Genomic DNA, 24445 nt, shown 5'->3' on the forward strand with positions numbered 1-24445 from the left:
ATATTGTGAAATTCTTAAAAAAACTGAAGTAATCTATTCTGTAATATTATAACTATTTTTGTAGTGATAAAAAAGATGTTTAACTTTACCGGGTAAAAGTCATCTTTAATACGTGTAACAAAAAACGAAGACCGATTACTAATTACTCAAATAATAAAATATGAAAAGAAAAATCTCCTTATTTCTCATGTTGTTTTTCTCGATACTTGCTTTTTCACAAAAGACAGTTTCGGGAAAAATTACAGATGAAGATGGCGTTGCGATTCCGAGTGCGAGTGTGACTATAGAAGAGCCAGGTAAAGATGCGATTCTTGCATACGGAATTACCAATTCAAAAGGTGAATATAAGGTAACCTTTACGACCGCTGAACCCAATGTAGACCTGAAAGTAAAGGCGTTCAACCAAAAACCGCTCACAAGACAGATCAACAACAGTGATCAGAATTTAAATTTCAAACTGGATTCTGAAGCGACCGAAATAAAGGAAGTACAGCTGAAAACGAAGATGATTACCGCAAGAGGAGACACCATTTCCTACGATTTGAAAGCCTTCGACAGCAAAAATGACCGTACTTTGGCCGATGTCATGAGAAAAATCCCCGGAATAGAAGTCAATACAGACGGAACCATTCTTTATCAGGGAAATGCCATCAACAAATTTTACGTCAACGGAAAAGATTTAATGGAAGGTGGCTACGGAACCATCAACAATTCTCTTCCAAAAGATGCCGTACAAAAAGTTGAAGTGCTTGAAAATCACCAGCCGGTAAAAATCTTGCAGGACAAAGTTCCTTCAGATGCTGCCGCTATTAATATCAAGCTGAAAAATTCTGTTACTATGACCGGAAGAGGCGAAGTTGGGGTAGGATTAGACCCTCTTCTGTGGAATATAAAACTTACGCCTATGTTTTTCGGACAGAAAAGCCAGTGGGTGGTAAACTATAAAACCAATAATGTCGGCGAGCAGGTAGAAAACGAAGGAAATATCTTAGCGTTCGGAAGCAGGTTTGAAGGAAGAAGAGTCAATGCATCTCAGAATGACTGGCTAAACGTAGAGAATGCAAATACCCCCAATCTTCCTGTTAAAAGATATTTAATGAACAGCGTGCATTATCTGTCTGCCAATTATCTTACCAATATTGATAAGAAAAAAGAATGGGAACTGAAAGCCAATGCCAATTATACCAACAATTCGGTTGAAAGAGAAGCATACAGCCAGACCGACTATTTTGCGACATCACAATTTCCGGCATTTAGAGTAACACAAAACACAGCCAATAATTTTTATACCAATAAAGCAAAAGGAGAGTTGATTTTTACGAAAAATGCCAAAAAAGGCTTTTTTAAGAATACCACCAGCTTTTCACAGTTCTGGAATGCAGACCGAGCCATCGTAGAAAGAACAGATGCCTTTACCGCAAGAAATGGGTATGAGGCTATTGAAGCTCCTACTACCTCTTTCCAGAATTCATTGAGCACCATTGTTCCCTGGAAAGAAAAAATGGTCAATGTATTATCATTTATAAGCTATCAGAATGACAAGCAGGTACTGGATGTTTCCCCGACTTCTTACCTGAATATTCCGGGACTAAATCCGGGGATTTACGCAGACGCAGTAAGACAGAACTTGCGTTTGAAAACTTTTGAAGCCAATCATTCTGCCAATATCGGGTTCTCCACAAAAGGCTGGACGTTTACGCCGGAAGTTGGATTAAATTTTAAAACAACAAATTTAAGATCGGTGTTGACTGATTTTCAGGAAGGAAGATATTTAGGTTACGGAGTTGCGTTCGATAATGATCTGAAATACACCACAGCAACCCCATACGGAAGTGTAGGAGTGAATTTTAAGAATGACTCATGGATGTTGTATGCAAACTTCCCGGTAAACTCCAACAATATTAAAGCGGAAGACCCGTTACGAAACGTTTCAAAATCTGTGAACCAAGTAACTTTTGAGCCCAGCGTTTTTGCCCAGTACAGCTTTGCATCTTTCTGGAAAGCATCTGTAAATGCCAATGTCAATAATAATTTCGGAGAGGTAAATACTGCCTATTCAGGATTTATTTTAACCTCACCAAACGGAATTAACGCGATGGACGCCGCAAACCCAATCCCTCAGAACAATACAAAATCTGCAGGAACGAGACTAGAGTATAGAAACCCGCTAAATAATATCTTTTTTAATGTAAACTACCGTTTCAGCGATGCCAGAAGAAACCTGATCTCAAATCCTACCAGAAATGCGGCCGGATACACTATTTTAAGCTACAGAGAGTTAGAAAATCATTCTTTAAACAATGGGTATTCTGCAGAAGTAGGCAAATATTTCCCGAAGTTTAAAACCAATGCTTCCATAAGCTACAGCAATAATACGTCAAAGACTGATGCATTTTTAAATAATGATGCGTACACCAGCAAAAATAACGGGCAGTCTTTCGGGATTAAATTCAACAATACCTATTTCAGCTGGATGAGCATAGACTACAATGCAAGCATTACAAGAACGATGCAGACGAATAAAAGTGCTGTTACGCAGTTGAACAGCGAAAATTCCAGAAGCGGCTTTACCCATAATCTAGGGGCTTTCTTTTACCCTCTAGAAAATCATACTATTGGTTTCAGCTGGGATCAGGTCAATACAAATTCTGAAGAGAACAACTACCGGAATGCTTTTTATGACCTGTCTTACCAATTTACATGGGCTAAAAAGAAGATTGATTTTGAACTGAAATGGATGAATATTGCCAACAGAAAAGTATTTGAAACATACGATATATCAAGCAGTACGATTTCCTATACAAGAGTTATGCTGCGACCAAGCCAGGTGATGTTTACCGTTAAGTTTAATTTTAAATAAAATATAAAAACCGGTCTTCAAGAGACTGGTTTTTGTTTTTTAAATTAATGTGAGATTTTTACAAAAAAGATATCCTATTTCTGTAACAAAAGTGCACCGTCACTTACTAATTATATAAATTTATTAAAATGAAAAATTTTCTTTCCATATTTTTTATCGCAGTTTTTGCTTTTGCAAATGCTCAGGATTCTAAAGAAACGGCCAACCGATTTTTTTATGAATTGACTTTTAAGCCTAAAAAAGATTCAGCGAAGATCGAAAAAGTAATGACTGTTTTAGACATTACCAAACAAAAATCAGTGTACAGAGATTACACCATCATTGCGCAGGATTCTATGATAAAAGTGCAGATTGAAGCCATGCAGAAATCCGGTGTTTTTAAAGATATGTCGAAGTCAATCAGAATGCCGAAATTTTCAGAGAAAATCGATAAGTTTTACCCTGAAATGAAAGTGCTTTATATTGAAAGAGTCGCAAACGGATTCACACCTATCAATATCGGATACAGCGAGAATCTTAAATTCAACTGGAAGGTTTTAAACGAAAAGGAAAAAATAGGTGCTTATAATACCCAAAAGGCAACAGTGGATTTTGGTGGTAGAAAATGGACAGCGTGGTTCTCAACAGATCTTCCATTCCAGGACGGGCCGTATAAATTTTATGGATTGCCCGGGCTTATCGTAAAAATAGAAGACTCAGAAAAAAACTATTCTTGGGTATTGCAGGGCAATAAAAAAATTGAAAACTGGGAAGAAGTTTCGTATGCTGAAAAAGTTTCCGGGGGCAATGCAAAAGTAACGGAAGTGTCAAAAGAGAAATTCTATAAGACGTTTAATGATTTCAAAAAGGACCCTCTGGCAACAGCAAGACCTTACCTTAAGCCTGAAGTAATGTCACAGAAAATGCCGGGAAGTGATATGACCATTGGCGAGATGGTAAAAAATCAGGAAAAAATGTATAAAGACTTTTATAACTCAAACGACAATCCTGTGGAAAATAGAGAATTGCAGGTAGGAAACCTTGAAAAAGTAGGAAAAGAAAAAGATAAAAAATAAACATTCAATTTTAACTTATTTATATTGTTAATAAACCCAAATACAGAAATGAGTTTGGGTTTATTTATGTCTAAAAATCTTATTTAGATTAAATTTAAATAGCGTATATTTGCAGATATAAAATTGGAGCAGTTTGAACCGCAAGGATTTACATACACTAAGCAACTTTCCCAGAAATAAATCCGGGAAAATACTGGGCTATGATAATGATCATCTGAAAATGCCCAATAAAATCATAGAAATGGGGCTTTTACCTGAAACGGTATTCAGAATTCTGTACCAGGCTCCTTTCAGCGGGCCGCTTTATGTAGAATTTGGCGCGGAAAAAAGCCGCATCGCACTTCGCAAGGAAGAAGGAGATTATATCATTGTAGAAGATTGTATGGATGCAGCAAAATAACAGAAAACAGATTCTTTTAGTAGGAAATCCCAATGTAGGAAAATCTACCGTTTTTAACGCACTCTGCAACAAAAGACAGAAAACCGGCAATTATGCAGGGGTGACTGTTGCAAGCCATTCCGGATTATATACCTATAAAAATGAAGAGGTCGAAGTAATTGATCTTCCCGGGTCGTACAGTATTTATCCCAGTTCTGAAGATGAAGCGATCTTTTCAAAATTTATTCTGGAAGAGCAGAATCATTTTGATGGCGTAGTCTATATATTGGAAGCGCTAAGCTTAAAAAGAGGGTTATTGTTATTTCAGCAGATTCAAGATCTTGGTGTACCAATGATTTTGGTGGTTAATCAGATTGATCAGGCAGAAAGACGAGGAATCAATATTGATATTGAAAAATTCTCCAAAGCACTGAATATTAAGATCATTCAGACCAACGCCAAAGAACAGTTAGGCATAGAAACCATCCGCGAAGCAGTACTCAATAATGATTTTGTAAGCATTTCGGAGCCTTCGTTTGAAATCCCGGCAGAGCATAAAGATTTCGTTCAGAAAGTATATGCACATAAAGGTTTTGATAACCGATATAAAGCCTGGATGAGCATTTCCGTAGGCACCGATGTAAAAAAGATCAGTGAAGCAAGCGATCTCATTCATGATCCCGATTCTAAAAGCTGGGTTCCCAAAAGACTTCAGGTTCAGGAAACGGTAAGGAGATATCAGAATGTAGACAAAATTTTATCAGATGTAATTTCAAAAAAAGCGCAGTTTAAAGAGTTGCTTACAGAAAAACTGGATAAGGTTTTGGTGCACAAATTCTGGGGATATATTGTTTTTATGATCATTTTGCTGACCATTTTTCAGTCAGTATTTTTTATAGCAGAATATCCTATGAACTGGATCGACAGTTTCTTTTCTTGGCTCTCTGTTTTCAGTAAGGAACACCTTCCCGAAGGACCGGTAAATTCTCTGATTTCAAATGGAATTATTCCCGGATTGGGAGGAATTATCATCTTTGCTCCACAAATAGGAATTTTACTGTACTTTCTGTATTTATTGGAAGATTCAGGATACATGGCGAGAGTTATTTTCCTGATGGACAGGTTTTTGCGGCCCTTCGGGCTCAATGGGAAAAGCATTGTCCCGTTGGTTTCCGGAACCGCATGCGCGATTCCTGCGGTGATTTCCACAAGAAATATTGAAAATCTAAAAGAACGCCTGCTCACGATTTTGGTCACCCCATTTATGACATGTTCCGCAAGGCTTCCGGTATACAGTATTATTATAGGACTGATTATTTCAGATAAAACAATATTCGGCGTTCAGTATAAAGCACTGGTGCTATTGGGAATGTATCTTTTAGGATTTGTAGTCGCGCTATTATCGGCTGCTGTGCTTAAAAAATTTATTAAAAATCAGGGAAAAACGTACCTTGTAATGGATTTGCCTACCTACAAAAAACCACTTTTCTTATATGATCTGAAAATGGTGTTGGGAAAAGTCTGGGAATTTATCACAGGTGCCGGAAAAATCATATTCATCGTAAGTATTATTATTTGGTTTTTGAGCTATTTCGGGCCAAAACAAAAATCAGATGAAATGGTGGCTACCGATGTTAAGCTTGAGCAGTCTTATCTTGCAAAAATGGGAAAAGGAATTGAACCGGTTATTGCTCCGCTTGGATATGACTGGAAGATGGGAGTGGGGATTCTGACAAGTTTTGTAGCAAGAGAGGTTTTTGTAGGAACCATGTCTACCTTATACAGCTTGGATGATGATGCTCCGGAAGGAAAGGTAATCGATAAAATGAGACACGATGTGAAACCGAATGGCGAAAAAGTCTTCAATTTTGCAACAGGCGTGTCGATACTTTTATTCTACGCATTTGCCATGCAGTGTGTTTCTACACTTGCCGTTGTTTACAGGGAAACCAAAAGCTGGAGATGGACCGGCTTTCAGGTGGTCATGATGACAGGGCTGGCTTATTTTGTGTCAATGATCGTATACCAAATTTTAAAATAACATGAACACATCATTAATTTTTCAGTATATCATTATTTTGCTTTCAGTAACTTTTGCCTGCTATTCTTTATACAGAATCATCAGAAAGAACTTTGCGCCGAAAAAATTTGACCACAAAAAGCCGGGTTGCGATAAGGATTGCGGATGTTCATAACTTTCTGAGGCAGTTCGTCAAATAATATATAATTTTGCTGAATTAAATTGATTAGTAAACATTAAAAACATAATTGGATGTCATTAATAAAAAGTATCTCCGGAATCAGAGGAACCATCGGTGGAAAAGTAAATGATAACCTTACGCCGCTTGATGTCGTAAAATTTGCTTCCGCGTTCGGAACATGGCTTCAGAATCAAAAAAATAAAAAAGACTTAACCTTAATTATCGGCCGTGATGCAAGAATTTCCGGTTCAATGGTGAATTCTTTAGTTACCGCAACTTTACAGGGATTAGGAATTCATGTAGTGGATTTGGGGCTTTCTACAACACCTACTGTAGAAATCATGGTTCCTGAACTGAATGCAGACGGAGGAATTATTTTGACCGCTTCCCATAATCCAAAACAATGGAATGCATTAAAGCTATTGAATGAAAAAGGAGAGTTCATTAACGGAGAAAATGGCGCCGAAGTTCTGGCTTTAGCAGAGAATGAAGACTTCGACTATGCAGAAGTAGATGATCTGGGAAAATATGAAACGAGAGACGATGCTTTCGATATCCATATCCAAAAGATTCTTGATTTGCCGATGGTCGATGCTGAAGCGATTAAAGCAAAAAAATATAAAATTGTTCTGGATGCTGTAAATTCTACAGGAGGAATTGCAATTCCTCTGCTTTTAGAAAAATTAGGCTGCGAAACCATAAAGCTTTATTGTGAACCAAACGGACAATTCCCGCACAATCCGGAACCTTTAAAAGAACATTTGGGAGATATTTGCGAATTGGTCATCAAAGAAAAAGCAGATTTTGGCGTTGTGGTAGATCCCGATGTTGACCGATTGGCCTTGGTAGACGAAAACGGAGAAATGTTCGGCGAAGAATATACTTTGGTAGCCGTCGCCGATTATTTGCTGAAAAATAAAAACGGAGTGGCCATTTCAAACCTTTCCTCAAGCCGGGCTTTAAGAGACGTTGCAAAGACGCACAACTCAGAATATTTTGCCAGTGCAGTAGGAGAAGTGAATGTGGTCAATCTAATGAAAGAAAAAAACGCCGTGATCGGGGGTGAAGGAAACGGAGGCATTATTTATCCTGATTTACATTACGGAAGAGATTCTCTGGTAGGCGTCGCGTTATTTCTGACTCATTTGGCAAAAGAAAACAAAACGGTTTCAGAATTAAGAGCCGGTTATCCAGGTTATTTTATGGGGAAGAAAAAAATTGAATTAACCCCTGAAATTAATGTGGATGATCTTTTAACTAAAATGGAAAAAGAATATCAAAATGAAGAGGTTTCTACTGTAGACGGTGTAAAAATAGATTTTGAAAACAATTGGGTTCATCTTCGGAAATCGAATACCGAACCGATTATCAGAATCTATACAGAAGCAAAATCTCAGGAAGAAGCCGATAAACTGGGTGATGATATGATCGCTAAAATCAAAAGTTTTATTTAAAGCGGAATATCATTATTCTAAAAAAATTATTTATTAACTTTATAGTAAGAAGATTTTCAGAACCGAGTATTTGTACATCTCATATCTCAAGTCTTAAATCTTAAACTCATTTATATTGGAAGAATATTTTGGAAATGAACTCGTAAAAAAGTTCGAGGAAATGATGGAAAACAATGATCAGTTCTACTTTGATACAGAAGAGTTAGAAGATATTATTGTTTATTATCTGGAGTTGGGAGATTTTAATTACGCAGATATTGCGGTGAATTACGGGCTCAAACTTCATCCCAATTCTTTGGATATCAAGATCAAAAAACTTGAGGTTCTCTTAGAATGGGAAGATTATAATACAGCGAAAGAGCTTATCGATGAATTAAAAGGTTCTTCTATGGAGAATACAGACTTTTTGGTTTGCTACGCAAAGTATTATTCGAATCTGGGAAATCCCAAAAAAGCGATTGACATCTGCAAAAAGGCATTAGAACTAAACGAGGAAGAAAATTTCCTCAACAATTTTATTGCAGATGAATACGTAAACTTAGGAGATCCTTTTAACGCTCTTAAATATTATCAGCAGGCATTGAAAGAAGATCCATCGGATGAATATTCTTTGGAAAACACCATGATCTGCTTCAGCGAATTAAATAAGAACGAAGAAGCGATTGCTTTTCTGAATGAATATCTGGATGATTTCCCATATTCAGAAATTGCATGGAGCGAGTATGGACAGTATTATTTCAACAGAAAAAATTACGAAGAAGCCATTCGCGGTTTTGATTTTATGCTGGCTATCAATTCCAGCTCTGTTGGGGTTTACGCAAGCAAAGCAGCGTGTTATGAAGCTTTAAACCAGTATAAAAAAGCCATTGAGGTATACGAAGAAATGCTGGAACTGGAATACACAAAAGCATTTACTTTTTATAAAATAGGACTGTGTTACAAAGCATTGAAACAACCTATCGTAGCATTAAATTATTTTCAGAAATCATTAAGAGAAGACCCTCAGTTTTATCTTGCGATGATGGAGCAGTCTTACCTTTACGAGGAAATGGGCGGGATGCCGGAAGCTTTACACTTCGCAAAAGAAGCGACTTTACTGAATGACAGCAACCTGGATTACCAGAAAAGACTCGCATTTTTATTTATCGATTCAGGAAAGTTTGAAGAAAGCCTTTCCTGTCTGAAAAAGCTGGTAGATGCAGAACCTTCGAGATTTTACAACTGGTACGCGTATTCTGAAGTTCTGATGTTGGTAGGAGAGTATGAAGAGGCTGTAACGGTTTTGAACCTGGCTTTGGAATATCACCATGACCGTGCAGAATTATATTATCAGCTGAGTAATTGTTATTTCAATCTCAGAATGCATGACAAAGGAAGCGAAACACTGGAAAAAGCATTACGTATTGATCCTTCTCTGATTCCGGATATGCAGAAAAAGTATCCCTACATCAAAGATGAGGTAAAAAAAGTAAAGGCTAAAGTGAAGAAGAAAAATTAACTGTATGAACCCTTTGTAAACTTTTTACTAAAAAATACATTACATGAATAAAATAATCCTGCAGCAATGCGGGATTTATTTTTTCACGACGGCCACAGCTTTGGTTCTTAAAAAGATCAAGCCTGCAAGAATAATTACTGCACCTATAAATTGCAGAACAGTCAGTTTTTCCCCGTCTATAATTCCCCAGATGATTGCGACAATCGGCATTAGTAGTGTAACAGTAGAAGCAAATAGCGGTGTTGAAACTTTCAGCAGCCGATAATTCATCATCATGGCCAAACCGGTTCCGAAAACAGAAAGCAGGCTCACAAACAATAAGCCCATCATATTTTCTTCTGAAAAGGTAAACCGGGACACAAAACCGGTTGAGATTAAAGCAAACAAAGAAGGCAAAAACAAAACGAATGAAAATACAAAGGCAGATAAAACCGTTGATGAAACGTCCATCAGTTTAGATTTTACCGTTGTTGTACTGATGGCGTAGCATAATGTTGCCAAAAGAAGCAGTACAATAGGAATGACTTTGAATGTTGCATCTTCTCCACCGCCAAAAGCCAGAAGACACACTCCCGTAAAGCTGATTAAAATCCCGGTCATATGCGCTTTGGTGGTTTGAAATTTCCAGAATAAGGTCCCTACAATAATCACAAAAATAGGCATCATCGAATTGACAATTCCTGCAATGCTGCTGCTGATTTCCGTTTCAGCAATAGGAAACAGGAACATTGGAATGAAATTCCCCGTGAGAGCCGCCAAAATAAGCCATTTTAAGTGCTTTTTAGGAAATAACCTGTATTTTGAAACAGCGATGGGCATTAAAATAATTCCGGCAATCAAAACCCGCAAAGCTCCTACCTGATAAGGCGTAAAATGATCCAGCGATTTTTTGATTAAAATAAATGATGATCCCCAAATGATGCTGAGAACAATCAGAAGAATCCATTTTTCTTTATCTGCGTTCATTGTTTTTATATAAAATTTTTAAAAAATCTTTTTTAGGAATTGACCTTGCTCCCAAACTTTCCAGATGCGGCGTGTGAGACTGACAGTCTATCAGATCAAGGGTATCCCGGTATGTTTGTACAAAATGAATAAAACCCGCTTTTGATGCATTGCTCACTTTGGCAAACATACTCTCCCCACAGAAAACGTTTCCGATCTGCAGCCCGTAAAAGCCACCTACCAATTCATTATTTTGCCATACTTCAACGCTTCTAGCAAGACCGTATTCATGAAGTTTGATAAAAGAGTGCATCAATTCGTCGGAAAGCCAGGTTCCGTTCTGATCTTTTCGGGTAATTTGCTGACAGTTGGCAATAACTTCCCTGAAGTTTTGATTTTCGGTAAATGTGAAAATATTATGATGCAGTATTTTCTTCATTGATTTGGATATCTTCAGCTCATCAGGAAATAAGACAAATCGGGGATCGGGGCACCACCAGAGAATTTCTTCATCAGGATTATACCAAGGGAAAATACCCAGCTGATACGCAAACCAGATTCTTTCTAAAGAAAGGTCACCCCCGAATGCGATAATTCCTTCGTGCCCGTCATAGATTTCAGGATCCGGAAACGATATTTCATTTTTATCTAATCGTACCATGGTATGAAAAAAATCCCACTTGTGAAAGCAGGATTATGATTTGATTGATATTCTCTGATTAAAAAGGTAAATCATCATCTTCGTCACCAGCGAAAGGGTTTTCGTTGGAAACCGGAGCAGCAGATTGCTGTGATGAAGCCTGTGTAGGTTCATTACCGTTATCCATCACTTTTTCGATTCTCCATCCTGTGATAGAGTTGAAATATTTTGTTTCTCCTTGTGGGGAAACCCATTCTCTTCCTCTGATGTTGATGCCTACTTTTACATTTTCTCCTTCAGATATCGTATCTAATAAATTTATTTTATCTGATAAAAACTCGATGTTAATCGGTTGAGGATATTGTTCCTGAGTTAAAATAACCATTTCTCTCTTTTGAAAGCCGCTTGCAAAGGTTTGAGTCTCAGAGATTTTCTTTACCGTTCCTTGTAATTCCATATCGTAAATATTAACTTTGTAAAAGTAGTAAATTGAATTGTAATAACCGCTTTCCAACAGAAATTTTGTAAAAAAAATAACTTTTTTGCGGCAAATCCTTGCAAATACAAATAATTGCCCTATATTTGCACTCACAAAAACGAAGAAGTTCTTTAAAAAGCTTAATAGTAATGCGGATGTGGTGTAATTGGTAGCCACGCCAGACTTAGGATCTGGTGCCGTGAGGCGTGGGGGTTCGAGTCCCTTCATCCGCACAAATTATGCGAAAATAGCTCAGCTGGTAGAGCACAACCTTGCCAAGGTTGGGGTCGCGGGTTCGAGTCCCGTTTTTCGCTCCACACCATGCCCTGGTGGTGGAACTGGTAGACACGCAGGACTTAAAATCCTGTGTCCGCAAGGACGTACGGGTTCAAGTCCCGTCTGGGGTACTTTAAAAGACTGTTAATCATTGATTAGCAGTCTTTTTTGTTTTAAAGGGTCAATATTATTCAATAATGCGTCTTATTTCGCGACATTAAACTTCATTATTATTTATTCATAACAAGTTATTTTTTATAAATCTCAAAAACGGGGGTTTTTCCCCTTTTGTATGTATCAGGAGTTAACTACTTTTGTTACATAACCTTATAAATCTTACAGATGAAAAATCCTTTATTGTTTAAAAACGGAAATTTATTCTTTAGCATCTTTGTTTTAAGTGTAATAGTCATCAGCTTTATCCGCTGTACGCCGCCACCACGTGAAACTCCCATAAATGACAGCTATAAAAAGAAATTAATCACCCATCAGGAAGCCCAGGTTCTTTTTGATGAATATACGAAGACCAATAACAGGATTCTTACAGCAGCCAGAAACGGACAGCCGGATTCCAGATGGTATTCTTTCTCAATTGAAGAATTGGAAGGATATATCAATTATGTGAAAGAAAATGCTAAAAAGCAGAATCTTAAGAACGTAGGAATAAAAATTTATTTGGGAAAATATCCCGTAAACCATCCTGCAAATAAAATGGCTAAGCCGGAATATGCAGGCTATCAGACCATTTTTCTCATGCCCACCGCCAAAAAAGAAAGATCTTCGGACAATAATATGAGAAGCAGAGAAATAACAACGGATGAAAATCAAAAAATAGAAACTATTCAGCCCATGAATATGACAAATTTATCTCCGCCACCGAATTCGTATTCAAATGCAATAAACTAAAATATCATCATCATGACTTGGGACATAGAATTGGGTAAAAAAATATCAATGATCATCTTGGTCATGATGATGATTTTAATTGCGGCAAAATATAAAAAAATAGAAAAAGTCAATATGTTTTTTTTCGCGGGTTATATTTTGTTATCCCTCAATGATTTTTTTTTCTATTTTTATAATCAGCGTACAACTCTGCAGACCGAGAAATTTTATAATATCTGTATCTTAATCGTATTCGCTCTGTACCTGTTGTATTATTATAAATTGCTATATATATCTTTACTCAGAAAATTGCAATTGGTGATTTTAACGCTGTTTATAATCAATGTTTTGGGGATGTCATTATTAGAAAAAAGCTTTTTCCAATATCTTTCATTCAATATTTTTTATGTGAACATCCTTTTGCTGATATTTTCAATTATTTTATTCTTATATCAGACGTTTAACTCGGATAAAATATTTGAGATTAAAAATTATCTTGCTTTTTGGATTTCTGTGGGGACACTGATATTTTATGTGGGAATTATTCCCATTTTTTTCTTTAGAAAGACCGTTGAAAATGACATTTACTTTCTGATTTTATTTTTATTAAATGTAATCAGCAACGGCGTAATTGTTTTTGGACTATTTTGGAACAGACCGGATACAATAAAACAAATCTGAGAGTATGGAAGAAAGCAGACTGGTAATTATTTTTACAGTGACGCTGCTGATCATTGTTCTAACGATGATTTTCGTGTACGTTATTTTCATTCGTAAAAAGACCACACTGTTGATTGCGCAAAAAGAGAAAGACATGCGTTTTGAAAGAGAATTGGCGACTTCTCAGGTAGAAATGAAAGAGCAGACGCTCAATTACATCGGGCAGGAGCTGCATGACGATCTGGGACAGAAACTTTCTGTGGTCCGCTTAAGGCAAAATCAGCTTATCGCCAAACTTCAAAATAATGAAAAAGAAGAGCTGAGCGAGCTGAATGAATTACTCGGAGAATGCATTCAGGACATCAGAAACTTATCCAAAACATTAATTACAGAGCAGATTATTCATTTTGGATTGGTAGAATCTATTGAAAGGGAAATTCAGAGAATACAGAAATTGCGTTTGCTTACCATTGAGTTGATGACCCGGAAGAATGATATTGATATTTCTCCAAAGCACGGTCTGATTCTTTTCCGGATCATTCAGGAAAGCATCAATAATATTTTAAAGCACTCCGGAGCTAAAAATGTAACCATACAACTGGAAGATGATCAGGAAGCACTTAAAATCACTATTTCGGATAATGGAAAAGGTTTTAATACCAAAAGCATGAAAGACGGTTCCGGGCTGAAAAATATGGAAGTGAGGGCAAAACTGATTCATGCAGAATTTTCTATTGAATCAAAATTAAAAGAAGGAACAAAAACCTTAATCATATACCACAAAAACGTATCATGAAAACAATTCCCATTGCTATTGTAGACGATCATACTTTAATGTCAAAAGCATTAGAAAATATGATTGCGGAAAACCCGAAATATCATGTGGTGATGAATCAGCCGAATGGAGAAGATTTTATCACCGGACTGGAAAAGAGTTCCGAGCTTCCCGCAGTGGTTTTGATGGATATTAATATGCCGTATAAAAACGGAATAGAAACTACAGAATGGCTCACGGAAAACCATCCCGATATCAAAGTAATTGCACTTACGATGGAAGATGATGAGAAAGTACTGATAAAAATGCTGAAAGCAGGCGCAAAAGGATATTTGCTGAAAGATATGCAGCCTTCTGTTCTTTTTCAGGCCATTGATACGGTTTTTGAAAAAGGAAGTTTCTACACCGATTTTGTAGCTCAAAAACTGCTGAAAATGCAGACTGAAGATGTAAAAAACGCTTCATTGCTTTCAGATTTAAAAGAGCGGGAAAAAGAATTTATTAAGTTGGCGTGCAGTGAGCTTACTTACAAAGAAATCGCCGACAAAATGTGTCTGAGCCCTAAAACCATCGATGGTTACAGAGATTCTGTTTTTGTGAAATTAGAAATAAAAAACAGAGTCGGTCTCGTGCTCTTTGCTTTAAAACATCATTTATGCTGATTAATCATTAATTCTAAGCATAATCCTTTTTGAAATTCAAACCTTACCAATTTTGGTGAGGTTTTTTTGTGCTTTAAAATGCAATAAAGGTGTTTTTCCTGCTACAAAAACAGGTGTTCTCCTCTGTTTTCAAACTCATGAAAGTCAGAATTTTGTCATGTAAAATTAAAGTTACAGGCAGAACCCGAAAAGCCTAAAGAGTAGGGAAACTTAAAAAACAATTACCATGAAAAAAGCATTAATTGTAGGAATTAACGATTACGCTCCCATCGGTTCCGGTGGTCCGGATCTCAATGGTTGTGTCAATGATGCGCGTGATATGGCAAACACTTTAGTAATTTGTGGTTTTGCACCTGCGCAGATCAGAATCTTAACCAACCAGAATGCTACAAGAGCCAATATTTTAAAATATTTAAAATCTTTGGTCAACAATAGTGTTAAAGGAGATTCTCTTGTACTTTATTATTCCGGTCACGGAACGAGAGTGGCCAACATCGGAGCAGATCTGGAAATTGACGGACTGGATGAAGCCATCTGTCCGCACGATTACGCAAGTGAAGGCGTTATCCGTGATGATGATTTTAAAACAGTTTTAAGCAAATTAAAATCAGGAGTAAACCTCGAGGTTATTTTCGATTGCTGCCATTCCGGAACAGGGACAAGAAAGATGGATCTAGCTTTGGATATGGATTTTTCTTACGAAGCGGCGCGTTTTATACCTCCGATGCTGGAAGATGAATTTTATATGACATACGCAAATGAAATTCCATTATCCAAAAATTCTACAAAAGAAACGTTTACAACGAAAGCTTTAGTTCCTGTTGCAGGGCTGAATCACACGTTATGGGCTGCATCCAAAGACAATCAGGTTTCCATGGAGGGAAATATAAGTGGACAGATAAGAGGGTATTTCACCTATCATCTCTGTAAGATACTTCGTGCTACCAACGGAAATATCGTCAGAAAAACACTCGACAAGCAGATTGCTGTTGCTTTAACGGCAATGGGAGCTGCGCAGATTAATCAGACAGAAAGCATTACCGCAGAATTTTCACAGAAAATATTTTTATAAAATCATTGGCGGAATCCGAAAAGCCATCCAAAGAGTAGGAAAAACGATTAAACACCAATAATCATGTCTAATACTGAAAACAACAACCCAATGACGGCTGAAGAAGTTTTAAAACTAAAAACCATCAAAGCCAAATCAGCTGAGAAATCAGCCAATTTAAAATTAATCGATAAAGATCCGGAAATGGAAATGATCGACGGAAGATCTTTTCCTAAAGGAATGAAATCTGTAGGAATTACAAGGGAAGAAAAATCCGGAGACCAGGAAATTACGGAGACCGACTATTTCTACCCCACTCATGCAGATTTTGAATATCAACCAAAATTAGAACCCAGAAAAGACCGCAAACCGAAATTTATTGAAAGAGAAACTTTTCTTACCCTTGAAGGGGCAAAAACGATATTCGGACCGGATCAAAGAAAAGTATTCAATTCCACCGCCTATCCTTGGCGTTGCGTAGGAAGAGTAGAAAGCCCTTTAGGAATTGCAAGCGGCATAATGATTGGGCCAAGACACCTTTTGACCTGCTCACACATTATAGACTGGAAACCCAATAATCAAACCGGCTGGTTAAAATTTACTCCGATGTATTACAACGGAAGCGCTCCTTACGGAACAGCATGGGGAATTCAAACCTATTACAAGCATAAAGTTGCCGGTCCTACCATTGATGGTACAGAAGTGCAGTTTGATTATGTGGTAGTCGTTTTAGACCGCCCGATCGGAAACAGTACGGGTTGGCTCGGTGCAAAATCCTACTCAGATTCTTGGGATGGGCAAGCTTCTTTCACGCACGCCGGTTATCCTGCAGATTTAACGGGAACACAAAGACCAACCTATCAAACAGGAATTGCTCTTGACGGAGATTTCTGGAGTGCAGATGATAACGAAAGCATCAATCACCAGGCAGATATTTGGCCCGGACAAAGCGGAGGTCCATTCTGGGCATATTGGAACGGCGCACCCTATGCGGTCGCTACTCAAAGTGCACATAATCCGAGTATTAATTTTGCAAGCGGAGGTTCAGATTTAGTAGGTCTCGTGATACGGGCGAGAAATGAATATCCTTAGACATCACTTTGTTATAAGAGAGAGTCTGGTTTTTGAAATCAGGCTCTTTTAATTTAAAATAAAACAGTACCTGTAAAAAGTGCTGTTCAATAGTGATTAAATTATTTCCTAAACATTTCCGTATGCGGAATATTATCTTCAAGATATTTTTTTCCGGTATCTTCAAATCCAAATCCTGAATAAAATCTTAAAAGGTAATCCTGTGCTGAAATTCTTATTTCAGAAGTATGAAAACGGTTTTCAATCGTTTCAACAGCGTATTGAATCAGCTGTTTGCCTATGCTTTTTCCCCGTCCTTTCTCTGTTGTTAAAACTCTTCCGATTGAAGTTTCAGGATATTTGATGCCTTTATTAAAAATTCTGCAATACGCTAAAACATTATTTTCCCGCTCTGCCCAAATATGTATTGCCTGTCGATCATATCCGTCAAGATCATGATACGGACAGTTTTGTTCCACTACAAAAACATCTATTCTTGCTTTTATAATTTCATAAAGTTCAGAAGTTGTGATTTCTTCAAAACTTTTTATTTTCCAGATCATATTACTCATTAAAGGTCACACTGTTATTAGCCAGAAACTCATTTGTTTTTTGAATGAAGCTTAAAATTTCGTCAGTTCCCGTTTTCTTTTCGGCCGATGTTACATAGATTTCAGGAAGGTCTTCCCAAGTCTTGTGCAGTTCAGCTTTGTAATCTTCTACATTTTTTATGGCAATATTGGGTTTCAGCTTGTCGGCTTTTGTAAAAACAATCGAAAATGGCACACCGCTTTCTCCGCACCACTGGATGAATTCCAGATCAATATTTTGCGGGCTGTGACGGGCATCGATCAAAACAAAAAGATTGACAAGATTGTTTCTGTTTAAAATATAATTGTTGATCAGTTTCTCAAAGTCTCTTCTCATTACTTTTGAAACCTTTGCGTAGCCATATCCCGGTAAATCGGTGAGGTACCAGCTCTCATTGATGATAAAATGATTGATCAGCTGGGTTTTTCCCGGGGTTCCTGACGTTTTTGCCAGATCTTTCCGGTTCAGCATTGCATTAATCAATGACGACTTCCCTACGTTTGAGCGTCCGATAAAAGCATATTCAGGCATCGTTCCTTCCGGGCATTCCTGCCATTTTCCGCTGCTTTTTACAAACTCCGCTGTTTTTATGACCATTTTCTCTTGATTTATTTAGAAATAAACCATTAAGAATTTCTTAATGGTTTACAATTAATTTATATTTTATCTTTTACCCAGTTGTACAGAATTTCGTTAAATTCATCTGGTTTTTCCATCATCGCGGCATGCCCGCATTGATCAATCCAGAAAAGATCAGAATTTGGAATGAATTTATGCATGTCAACAGCCACTTCCGGTGGAGTTACATTGTCTTGCTTTCCCCATATCAGACAGGTCGGGCGCAGAATTTTGGGAAGATCATGCAGCATATTGTGTTTGATGGCGCTTCTTGCGAGCATTACGGTTTTAATCCCTTTCATGCGGTCATTCACTACACTGAATACTTCGTTTACGAGCTCATCCGTGGCAACAGCAGGATCATAAAACACTTCTTCTGCCTTCTTTCTGATGTAGGAACGGTCATTTTTCCGTGGAAAGCTGTCTCCAAATGCTCTTTCATATAATCCTGAACTTCCTGTTAAGACTAAATTCTGAACCAGATCCGGCCTTGCCAATGTTAAAATAAGCCCCACATGGCCACCCATAGAATTTCCTACAATAGTTACCGGTGCAGAAATTTCACTTTCGATGAATTTGATTACATACTTTGCAATGGTGGTAAGATTGGTATTGAGTACAGGCAAATCATAAATAGGCAATTGTGGCACATAGACTTTAAACCCTTTTTCTGAAAAGAAATTTACCATCTTGTCAAAATTGCTCAACCCACCCATTAAGCCGTGCAAAAGCACAAGCGGATGTCCTTCTCCAGCTTCAATGAAGGTATATTTCTTATCTTTTTTTGTACTAAATATCATAAAGTTGCTCTAATAAAGCATTGCAAAAATACAAATTATACACCAAAAATATTTTGATCTCTCTAATTTAAAATAAAAATAATATAATAATGCTTTTCGGGCTTTAATTTTTAAAATTCTTTTTATTATGGGATGAATACGATGTTATTTAAAATATTTTAAATCAGTTCGTTAACAGCTAGTAAACGTCATTCGGATAAAACTTATTAACATTAAGTCAAAAAGTGGGAAAAAGTGGGAGGTTTTAGAATTTTTTGTATAATTTTGTCCCAAATGAGAAATTTCATTGGAACATATGAGTGTAAAATAGACGACAAAGGTCGCCTTAAAGTACCGTCATCGCTAATCAAGCAGATGGAAAACTTTGAGGATAAAACCTTTGTGGTAAAGCGCTCCGTGTTTCAGCCTTGCCTGGAAGTCTATCCTATGAAAGTATGGGATAAGCTGATGGAAAAAATCAATAAGCTCAACAGGTTCATTAAGAAAAATGCCGATTTTATAAGAATGTTTACGGCAGGTGTAAAAACAGTAGAGCTCGACAGCGCAGGAAGACTGCAGATTTCAAAAGATCTTACCCATTTTGCAGATTTAACGAAAGAAATTGTGATTACAAGTGCAGGAGAGCTTTTTGAAATCTGGGATAAAGATGCTTACGAAGGAGTAATTGCTATTAATGAGGAAGATTTTGCCAGTCTTGCGGAAGATGTAATGGGCACTTTGAGTGAAGAATAATAAACTAAACGCAATATTAAAGAATGTATCACAACCCTGTTTTACTGAAACAAAGTGTAGATGATTTGGTGACAAATCCTGACGGAATCTATGTGGACTGCACGTTTGGAGGAGGAGGGCATTCTAAAGAAATCATCAGCAGACTTTCAGAAAAAGGAAAGCTATACGCGTTTGATCAGGATCTTGATGCGTTGAAAAATACGCTCGATGACATGAGATTTACCCTTATCAATCAGAATTTCAGGTTCCTGGAAAACTCCCTGTTAATGTACGGAGTTGCAAAAGTAGACGGGGTTTTGGCAGATCTTGGCGTTTCTTCTCACCAGTTTGATCAGGCAGAAAGAGGGTTTTCTACCAGAAGCGATGCGCCTTTGGATATGAGAATGAATGTAATGCAGAGTCTTGATGCCAAAAAGGTGATCAATGAATATGAAGAAGAGGCTCTTGCAGATATTTTTTATTACTACGGAGAATTAAGAGAAGCCCGGAAACTGGCCAGAGATATTATTCATCATAGAAAGAATAAAAGCATCAACACAACGGAAGACCTGAAAAAACTGTTCAGTTTTTTGCCGCCGCATAAAGTAAATAAATTTTATGCACAGCTGTTTCAGGCTATCAGAATTGAAGTCAATCAGGAGCTTGAGGTTTTAAAAGAAATGCTGGTGCAGTCTTACAATGTTTTGAAGCCGGGCGGAAGACTGGTGGTGATCTCTTATCACTCTCTAGAAGACCGCTTGGTAAAGAGATTTTTAAAAAATGGAATGTTTGAAGGCGAGCCGGCAAGAGATATTTTCGGGAATTATCAAAAAACTTTTGAGCTTGTTAAAAGTAAAGCAATAATACCTGACAATAAAGAGATTGAAGAAAACTCAAGAGCAAGAAGTGCTAAAATGAGAACAGGAATAAAGTTATAACAGATAAATAATTGATCAACGATGTTGCATTCATAATCTTAATCAATAATAAAATCGTGGCAAAGAAACCAACATACCGTCCTCAGAAGAAACTCACTTTTATAGATATTATAAAAGGAAATTTCCTGAATCGTGATGAGTTGAAAACCCACTACAAATTTTTCCTGTTGATTTTTGTACTCATGATGGCCATGATCTTTACCAATCATTTAGTCAATAAAAAAATTAAAATTGTAAATGCCCTCAAAGAGCAGACAGAAGAATATAAATCCAGAAATGCCTACGCGCAAAGTAAGCTGATCAAAGTAAAAATGGAATCTGAACTGGGGAAAGAAGTTGCCGCCGATTCTTTAATGACGTTAGAAAGCCATCCTCACAAACTCTTAATAAAATTAGACAGTACAGATGCAAAAGCAAAATGAATACGATAACAAACGTAAAAGAACGTTAAGATGGGGCTACCTTTTTGCGGTAGGGGCTCTGTGCGTATTCGTGCTCTTTATCACCAGAATTGTCATCCTTCAGAATACCAATGTTCAGGAGATTAAAGATGATTACATCAACAACAATTACCGCACAGCGACTTTAAAAGCGGCACGCGGAAACCTCTATGCATCAGACGGTTCTATCTTGGCAACCACGGTGATGCGCTACGATGTTTTTCTTGATTTTAAAACCATGAAAGACACCGTGTACACCAATAACATCGGTCCGCTTACAGATTCTTTAAGCAAAATGTTTGGTAAGCCGAGAGCAGAATTCAGAAAAAGATTTGACGAGCAGAGAAAAAAGAAAAACCAATATTATTCTTTGGTAAAAGGGCTAGATTTTGATCAGTATGACCGAATCAGAAAATTTCCGATTTTTAAAAGAGGAAAAAATAAAGGAGGGTTTATCATCGACAGAAATTATAAGAGAGAACTTGCCACTTCAGAAATCGGAGCCGGAACAATCGGGATGGATTACGGCGGGCTTAAATCCGGCCTCGAAGGGGCATTTTCAAAATATCTTACCGGAGTTGACGGAGAAAGACTGGAGCAGAGAGTTAACTCTTCACAATGGAAACCTATCGATTTCTGGAAAGTAAAAGAACCTACCGACGGCCAGGACGTGTATACGACTTTAGATCTCAGGATTCAGGATATCGCCCACTCAGCTTTAGAAAAGCAGCTCATCAATTTTGAAGCAAAACACGGAACTGTGATTGTCATGGAAGTGGCAACCGGAAAAGTGCGGGCAATGGTAAATTTAAGAGAAACTGAACCCGGAGTGTATGAAGATGCCTATAATTATGCTTTAAAAGACAATATAGAACCGGGCTCAACTTTTAAAACCATCTCGCTTTTAGCCGCAATGGATGACGGATTTATTGATGAAAATACAACCGTTAACGTAGGAAACGGAAGTTGGGTTTACGCAAAACAAAAAATTTCTGATGGCCACGGCGGCGGAACATACGAAATCAGCGATGTTTTGGCAAAGTCAAGCAACGTAGGAACGGCAAAGCTCATCACAAAATATTATGCAGAAAAGCCGGAAATTTTTCTTGACCACCTGAGAAGATGGAAACTTTTTAATAAAATGGATATTGAGCTTCCGGGAATTACAAAACCCAGAATCTTAACACCAAAAAGCAAATCATGGAATGCAGCAACCTTAGCTTCAATCTCTTACGGGTATGCCTCAAATATTAATTTATTACAGTTAACGACTTTCTACAACGGGATTGCGAACAGGGGAAAAATGCTGAAACCACTTTTCATTGATAAAATAATGAAAGATGGCAAAACCATTTTTGAAGCCAAAGAAGAAGTGATTGTTAAAAAAATGGCCTCTGAAAAAGCCATTCAGATGATGACCAGTGCTTTGACCAAGGCTGTAGAAAAAGGGACAGGAAGAAGCATTTTTACGCCCAACCTGAAAATGGCAGGGAAAACCGGAACCGCAAGATTTGAATACTGGTTGCCCGGTCCAATGAAATACAGAGCATCATTCGCAGGATTTTATCCGGCAGATAACCCAAAATATACGTGTTACGTTATGATCAGTGAGCCAAACGTAGCAAAAGGATTTTACGGAGGAACAGTTTCAGCGCCGGTTTTTAAAGAAATTGCAGGAAAAACTTTCCTGAAAACCCCTCAGAATGTAGAAAAAGAAATGTTGGTAGACCGAAAGGTAAACCTGAATAAAATGGTGGAACCCAACGTAAAAGTGGCCGTTCACAACAAGCAAATGCCAAGTGTAGTGGGGTTAATTGGTAAAAATATCATCCCGCAACTCGAAAATTTAGGGTATCGTGTAGATTTTAAAGGAGTGGGAAGAATTAAAGAGCAGTTTCCGCTTGAAGGAACTATCATCAGTAAAAACCAGAGAATTTATTTGTCTCTGCAAAATTAAAATAAGCGTAAAGAAATGCAGTTAATTGATCTTTTAAACAGAATTCCGGTATTGGAAATTTACGGTGAGAACAACCGTGAGGTTTCCGAATTGGTTTTTGACAGCAGGAAAATTTCTGAAAACACGCTTTATATTGCAATCAGAGGTACCGTTGCAGACGGGCATTCATTTATCACAGCAGCGATTGAAAAAGGCGCAACAACTATTGTTTGTGAAGAGTTTCCTGAAAGCTTTACCGAAAATATAACGTATGTCAAAGTAAAAGATTCTTCTAAAACGTTAGGACATCTTGCGTCTAATTATTATGGAAATCCGTCTCAGAAACTGAAACTCATTGGAGTTACAGGAACCAATGGCAAAACGTCTGTTTCAACCTTGCTTTTTGATGTATTTAAAAATATAGGGTACGATTCTGCTTTGCTTTCCACAGTAGAAATCAGAATCGGAGACAAAATCATTCCGGCAACACATACGACACCGGATGTAATTACAATTAATAAAATTTTGGCGCAGGCGGTTGAAGAAGGATGCGAATTTGCTTTTATGGAAGTAAGTTCTCACGGGATTGCCCAAAACAGAATTGAAGGCCTGACTTTTAAAATCGCAGGTTTTACCAATCTTACACACGATCATTTAGATTATCATAAAACGTTTAATGAATATTTGAAAACGAAGAAAAGGTTTTTTGATGAATTAAATGAAAACGCAATAGCTATCACAAATATTGATGATAAAAACGGCAATGTGATGCTTCAGAATACGAAGGCTCAAAAAAAATCCTACGCTTTGAAGACGATGGCAGATTATCACGGAAGAATTTTGGAAGCAGATTTCAACGGGATGCTTTTGTATTTTAACGGAAAAGAGTTCTGGACAACCCTTACCGGAAAATTCAATGTCTATAATTTGCTTTTGGTTTTTGGAATTGCTTCTGAACTAGGTTTTCAGCAAGACGAAATTCTCCAGGCAATCAGCATCTTAAAAAGAGTTTCCGGAAGATTTGAAACCTTTAAATCGGATGGTGGAATTTTCTTTATTGTAGATTACGCGCACACTCCGGATGCTTTAGAAAATGTGTTAGACAGCATTAACGATATCAGAACAAAAAATGAAAGACTGATCACGGTTTTCGGTTGCGGAGGCGACAGAGATCATTCAAAAAGGCCTGAAATGGGAAATATTGCGTCAAAGAAATCAACTTTGGCCATCATCACTTCAGACAACCCAAGATCGGAAGATCCGAATCAGATTATCAAAGAAATTGAAGCAGGCGTTGAACCCCAGAATTTCAGCAAATACACTTCAATTCCTGACAGAAGGGAAGCAATAAAAATGGCTATCAAATTCGCGGAACCGAAAGATATTGTTTTAGTTGCCGGAAAAGGCCATGAAAATTATCAGGAAATCAATGGTGTAAAGCACCATTTTGACGATAAGGAAGTCATCAATGAACTGTGGAAAATGATGAGCAAATAAAAAACTAAACTAAACCAAACCAAG

Annotated in this window: 23 protein-coding genes and 3 tRNA genes; 20 read left to right on the forward strand and 6 right to left on the reverse strand. The window is 37.4% G+C overall.

The features are described 5' to 3' along the window. Positions 1-160 precede the first annotated feature (160 nt). The 7 genes from N0B16_RS08870 to N0B16_RS08900 all read left to right on the forward strand — a co-directional run bounded on the left by N0B16_RS08870 (position 161) and on the right by N0B16_RS08900 (position 9447). Positions 161-2860 carry a hypothetical protein gene (locus N0B16_RS08870; protein WP_262990470.1) on the forward strand — a complete coding sequence of 900 codons (2700 nt, stop codon included), beginning with the start codon at positions 161-163 and terminating at the stop codon, positions 2858-2860. Positions 2861-2988: 128 nt separating this feature from the next. Next, a complete protein-coding gene (locus N0B16_RS08875) occupies positions 2989-3915 on the forward strand; it encodes a GLPGLI family protein (RefSeq protein ID WP_262990471.1) in 927 nt (308 codons plus the stop codon). A 133-nt stretch (positions 3916-4048) separates the two neighbouring features. Beyond that, entirely contained in the window at positions 4049-4315 is a 267-nt protein-coding gene (locus N0B16_RS08880; protein WP_262990472.1) for a FeoA family protein, read from the forward strand. Then, a complete protein-coding gene (feoB, locus tag N0B16_RS08885; protein ID WP_262990474.1) occupies positions 4302-6335 on the forward strand; it encodes a ferrous iron transport protein B in 2034 nt (677 codons plus the stop codon). Before N0B16_RS08880 ends, feoB begins: the two co-directional genes overlap by 14 nt. 1 nt (position 6336) lies before the next feature. Further along, on the forward strand, positions 6337-6489 hold the full coding sequence (locus N0B16_RS08890; protein ID WP_262990475.1) for a hypothetical protein: 153 nt from the start codon (positions 6337-6339) through the stop codon (positions 6487-6489). Positions 6490-6566: 77 nt separating this feature from the next. After that, positions 6567-7949 (forward strand): phosphoglucosamine mutase, encoded by a 1383-nt coding sequence (glmM, locus tag N0B16_RS08895; protein ID WP_262990476.1) that lies wholly within the window; start codon positions 6567-6569, stop codon positions 7947-7949. Positions 7950-8064: 115 nt separating this feature from the next. Beyond that, positions 8065-9447 carry a tetratricopeptide repeat protein gene (locus tag N0B16_RS08900; RefSeq protein WP_262990477.1) on the forward strand — a complete coding sequence of 461 codons (1383 nt, stop codon included), beginning with the start codon at positions 8065-8067 and terminating at the stop codon, positions 9445-9447. A gap of 75 nt (positions 9448-9522) precedes the next feature. On the opposite strand, the gene N0B16_RS08905 is transcribed toward N0B16_RS08900, so the two are convergent. The 3 genes from N0B16_RS08905 to N0B16_RS08915 are packed head-to-tail and all read right to left on the reverse strand — an operon-like array spanning position 9523 to position 11489. Then, positions 9523-10413 (reverse strand): DMT family transporter, encoded by an 891-nt coding sequence (locus N0B16_RS08905; RefSeq protein ID WP_262990478.1) that lies wholly within the window; start codon positions 10411-10413, stop codon positions 9523-9525. Continuing rightward, entirely contained in the window at positions 10400-11053 is a 654-nt protein-coding gene (aat, locus tag N0B16_RS08910; RefSeq protein WP_262990479.1) for a leucyl/phenylalanyl-tRNA--protein transferase, read from the reverse strand. Before aat ends, N0B16_RS08905 begins: the two co-directional genes overlap by 14 nt. Positions 11054-11111: 58 nt before the next feature. Next, entirely contained in the window at positions 11112-11489 is a 378-nt protein-coding gene (locus tag N0B16_RS08915) for a DUF3127 domain-containing protein (RefSeq protein WP_262990480.1), read from the reverse strand. 172 nt (positions 11490-11661) lie between these two features. On the opposite strand from N0B16_RS08915, the gene N0B16_RS08920 reads away from it, so the two are divergent. The 8 genes from N0B16_RS08920 to N0B16_RS08955 all read left to right on the forward strand — a co-directional run bounded on the left by N0B16_RS08920 (position 11662) and on the right by N0B16_RS08955 (position 16911). Then, positions 11662-11743, forward strand: a tRNA-Leu gene (locus N0B16_RS08920). A gap of 8 nt (positions 11744-11751) precedes the next feature. Further along, positions 11752-11827, forward strand: a tRNA-Gly gene (locus N0B16_RS08925). 6 nt (positions 11828-11833) lie between these two features. Further along, positions 11834-11917, forward strand: a tRNA-Leu gene (locus tag N0B16_RS08930). A 211-nt stretch (positions 11918-12128) separates the two neighbouring features. After that, the gene (locus N0B16_RS08935; protein ID WP_262990481.1) at positions 12129-12692 is read left to right on the forward strand and encodes a hypothetical protein; all 564 of its coding nucleotides are present in this window, start codon (positions 12129-12131) and stop codon (positions 12690-12692) included. A gap of 664 nt (positions 12693-13356) precedes the next feature. Continuing rightward, positions 13357-14127 (forward strand): sensor histidine kinase, encoded by a 771-nt coding sequence (locus N0B16_RS08940; RefSeq protein ID WP_262990482.1) that lies wholly within the window; start codon positions 13357-13359, stop codon positions 14125-14127. Beyond that, positions 14124-14768, forward strand: coding sequence for a response regulator transcription factor (locus tag N0B16_RS08945; protein ID WP_262990483.1), 645 nt, complete (start codon positions 14124-14126; stop codon positions 14766-14768). The genes N0B16_RS08940 and N0B16_RS08945 overlap by 4 nt, the downstream gene beginning before the upstream one ends. Before the next feature lie 226 nt (positions 14769-14994). After that, positions 14995-15840, forward strand: coding sequence for a caspase family protein (locus N0B16_RS08950; protein ID WP_262990484.1), 846 nt, complete (start codon positions 14995-14997; stop codon positions 15838-15840). 63 nt (positions 15841-15903) lie between these two features. Beyond that, on the forward strand, positions 15904-16911 hold the full coding sequence (locus tag N0B16_RS08955; protein WP_262990485.1) for a trypsin-like serine peptidase: 1008 nt from the start codon (positions 15904-15906) through the stop codon (positions 16909-16911). Positions 16912-17012: 101 nt separating this feature from the next. On the opposite strand, the gene N0B16_RS08960 is transcribed toward N0B16_RS08955, so the two are convergent. The 3 genes from N0B16_RS08960 to N0B16_RS08970 are packed head-to-tail and all read right to left on the reverse strand — an operon-like array spanning position 17013 to position 18899. Beyond that, positions 17013-17462: a GNAT family N-acetyltransferase gene (locus N0B16_RS08960; RefSeq protein ID WP_262990486.1), complete on the reverse strand. Its 450-nt coding sequence runs from the start codon at positions 17460-17462 to the stop codon at positions 17013-17015. Further along, positions 17455-18078 (reverse strand): ribosome biogenesis GTP-binding protein YihA/YsxC, encoded by a 624-nt coding sequence (gene yihA / locus N0B16_RS08965; protein WP_262990488.1) that lies wholly within the window; start codon positions 18076-18078, stop codon positions 17455-17457. Before yihA ends, N0B16_RS08960 begins: the two co-directional genes overlap by 8 nt. Before the next feature lie 59 nt (positions 18079-18137). Beyond that, positions 18138-18899 carry an alpha/beta fold hydrolase gene (locus tag N0B16_RS08970; RefSeq protein ID WP_262990490.1) on the reverse strand — a complete coding sequence of 254 codons (762 nt, stop codon included), beginning with the start codon at positions 18897-18899 and terminating at the stop codon, positions 18138-18140. A gap of 273 nt (positions 18900-19172) precedes the next feature. Here N0B16_RS08970 and mraZ point away from each other — a divergent pair, with 273 nt between their 5' ends. From mraZ to N0B16_RS08995, 5 genes are read left to right on the forward strand one after another with little or no spacing between them, the layout of a single operon-like run. Further along, on the forward strand, positions 19173-19631 hold the full coding sequence (gene mraZ / locus N0B16_RS08975) for a division/cell wall cluster transcriptional repressor MraZ (protein ID WP_262990492.1): 459 nt from the start codon (positions 19173-19175) through the stop codon (positions 19629-19631). A 23-nt stretch (positions 19632-19654) separates the two neighbouring features. Further along, complete coding sequence (gene rsmH / locus N0B16_RS08980) at positions 19655-20548, forward strand: 16S rRNA (cytosine(1402)-N(4))-methyltransferase RsmH (RefSeq protein WP_262990493.1); 894 nt, start codon at positions 19655-19657, stop codon at positions 20546-20548. Positions 20549-20604: 56 nt separating this feature from the next. After that, the gene (locus tag N0B16_RS08985) at positions 20605-20970 is read left to right on the forward strand and encodes an FtsL-like putative cell division protein (protein ID WP_262990494.1); all 366 of its coding nucleotides are present in this window, start codon (positions 20605-20607) and stop codon (positions 20968-20970) included. Then, complete coding sequence (locus tag N0B16_RS08990; RefSeq protein WP_262990495.1) at positions 20954-22945, forward strand: penicillin-binding transpeptidase domain-containing protein; 1992 nt, start codon at positions 20954-20956, stop codon at positions 22943-22945. Before N0B16_RS08985 ends, N0B16_RS08990 begins: the two co-directional genes overlap by 17 nt. Positions 22946-22960: 15 nt before the next feature. Next, positions 22961-24421, forward strand: coding sequence for a UDP-N-acetylmuramoyl-L-alanyl-D-glutamate--2,6-diaminopimelate ligase (locus tag N0B16_RS08995; RefSeq protein WP_262990496.1), 1461 nt, complete (start codon positions 22961-22963; stop codon positions 24419-24421). Positions 24422-24445: the final 24 nt, after the last annotated feature.

This window comes from Chryseobacterium gilvum (genome assembly GCF_025628965.1).
GTDB lineage: Bacteria > Bacteroidota > Bacteroidia > Flavobacteriales > Weeksellaceae > Chryseobacterium > Chryseobacterium gilvum.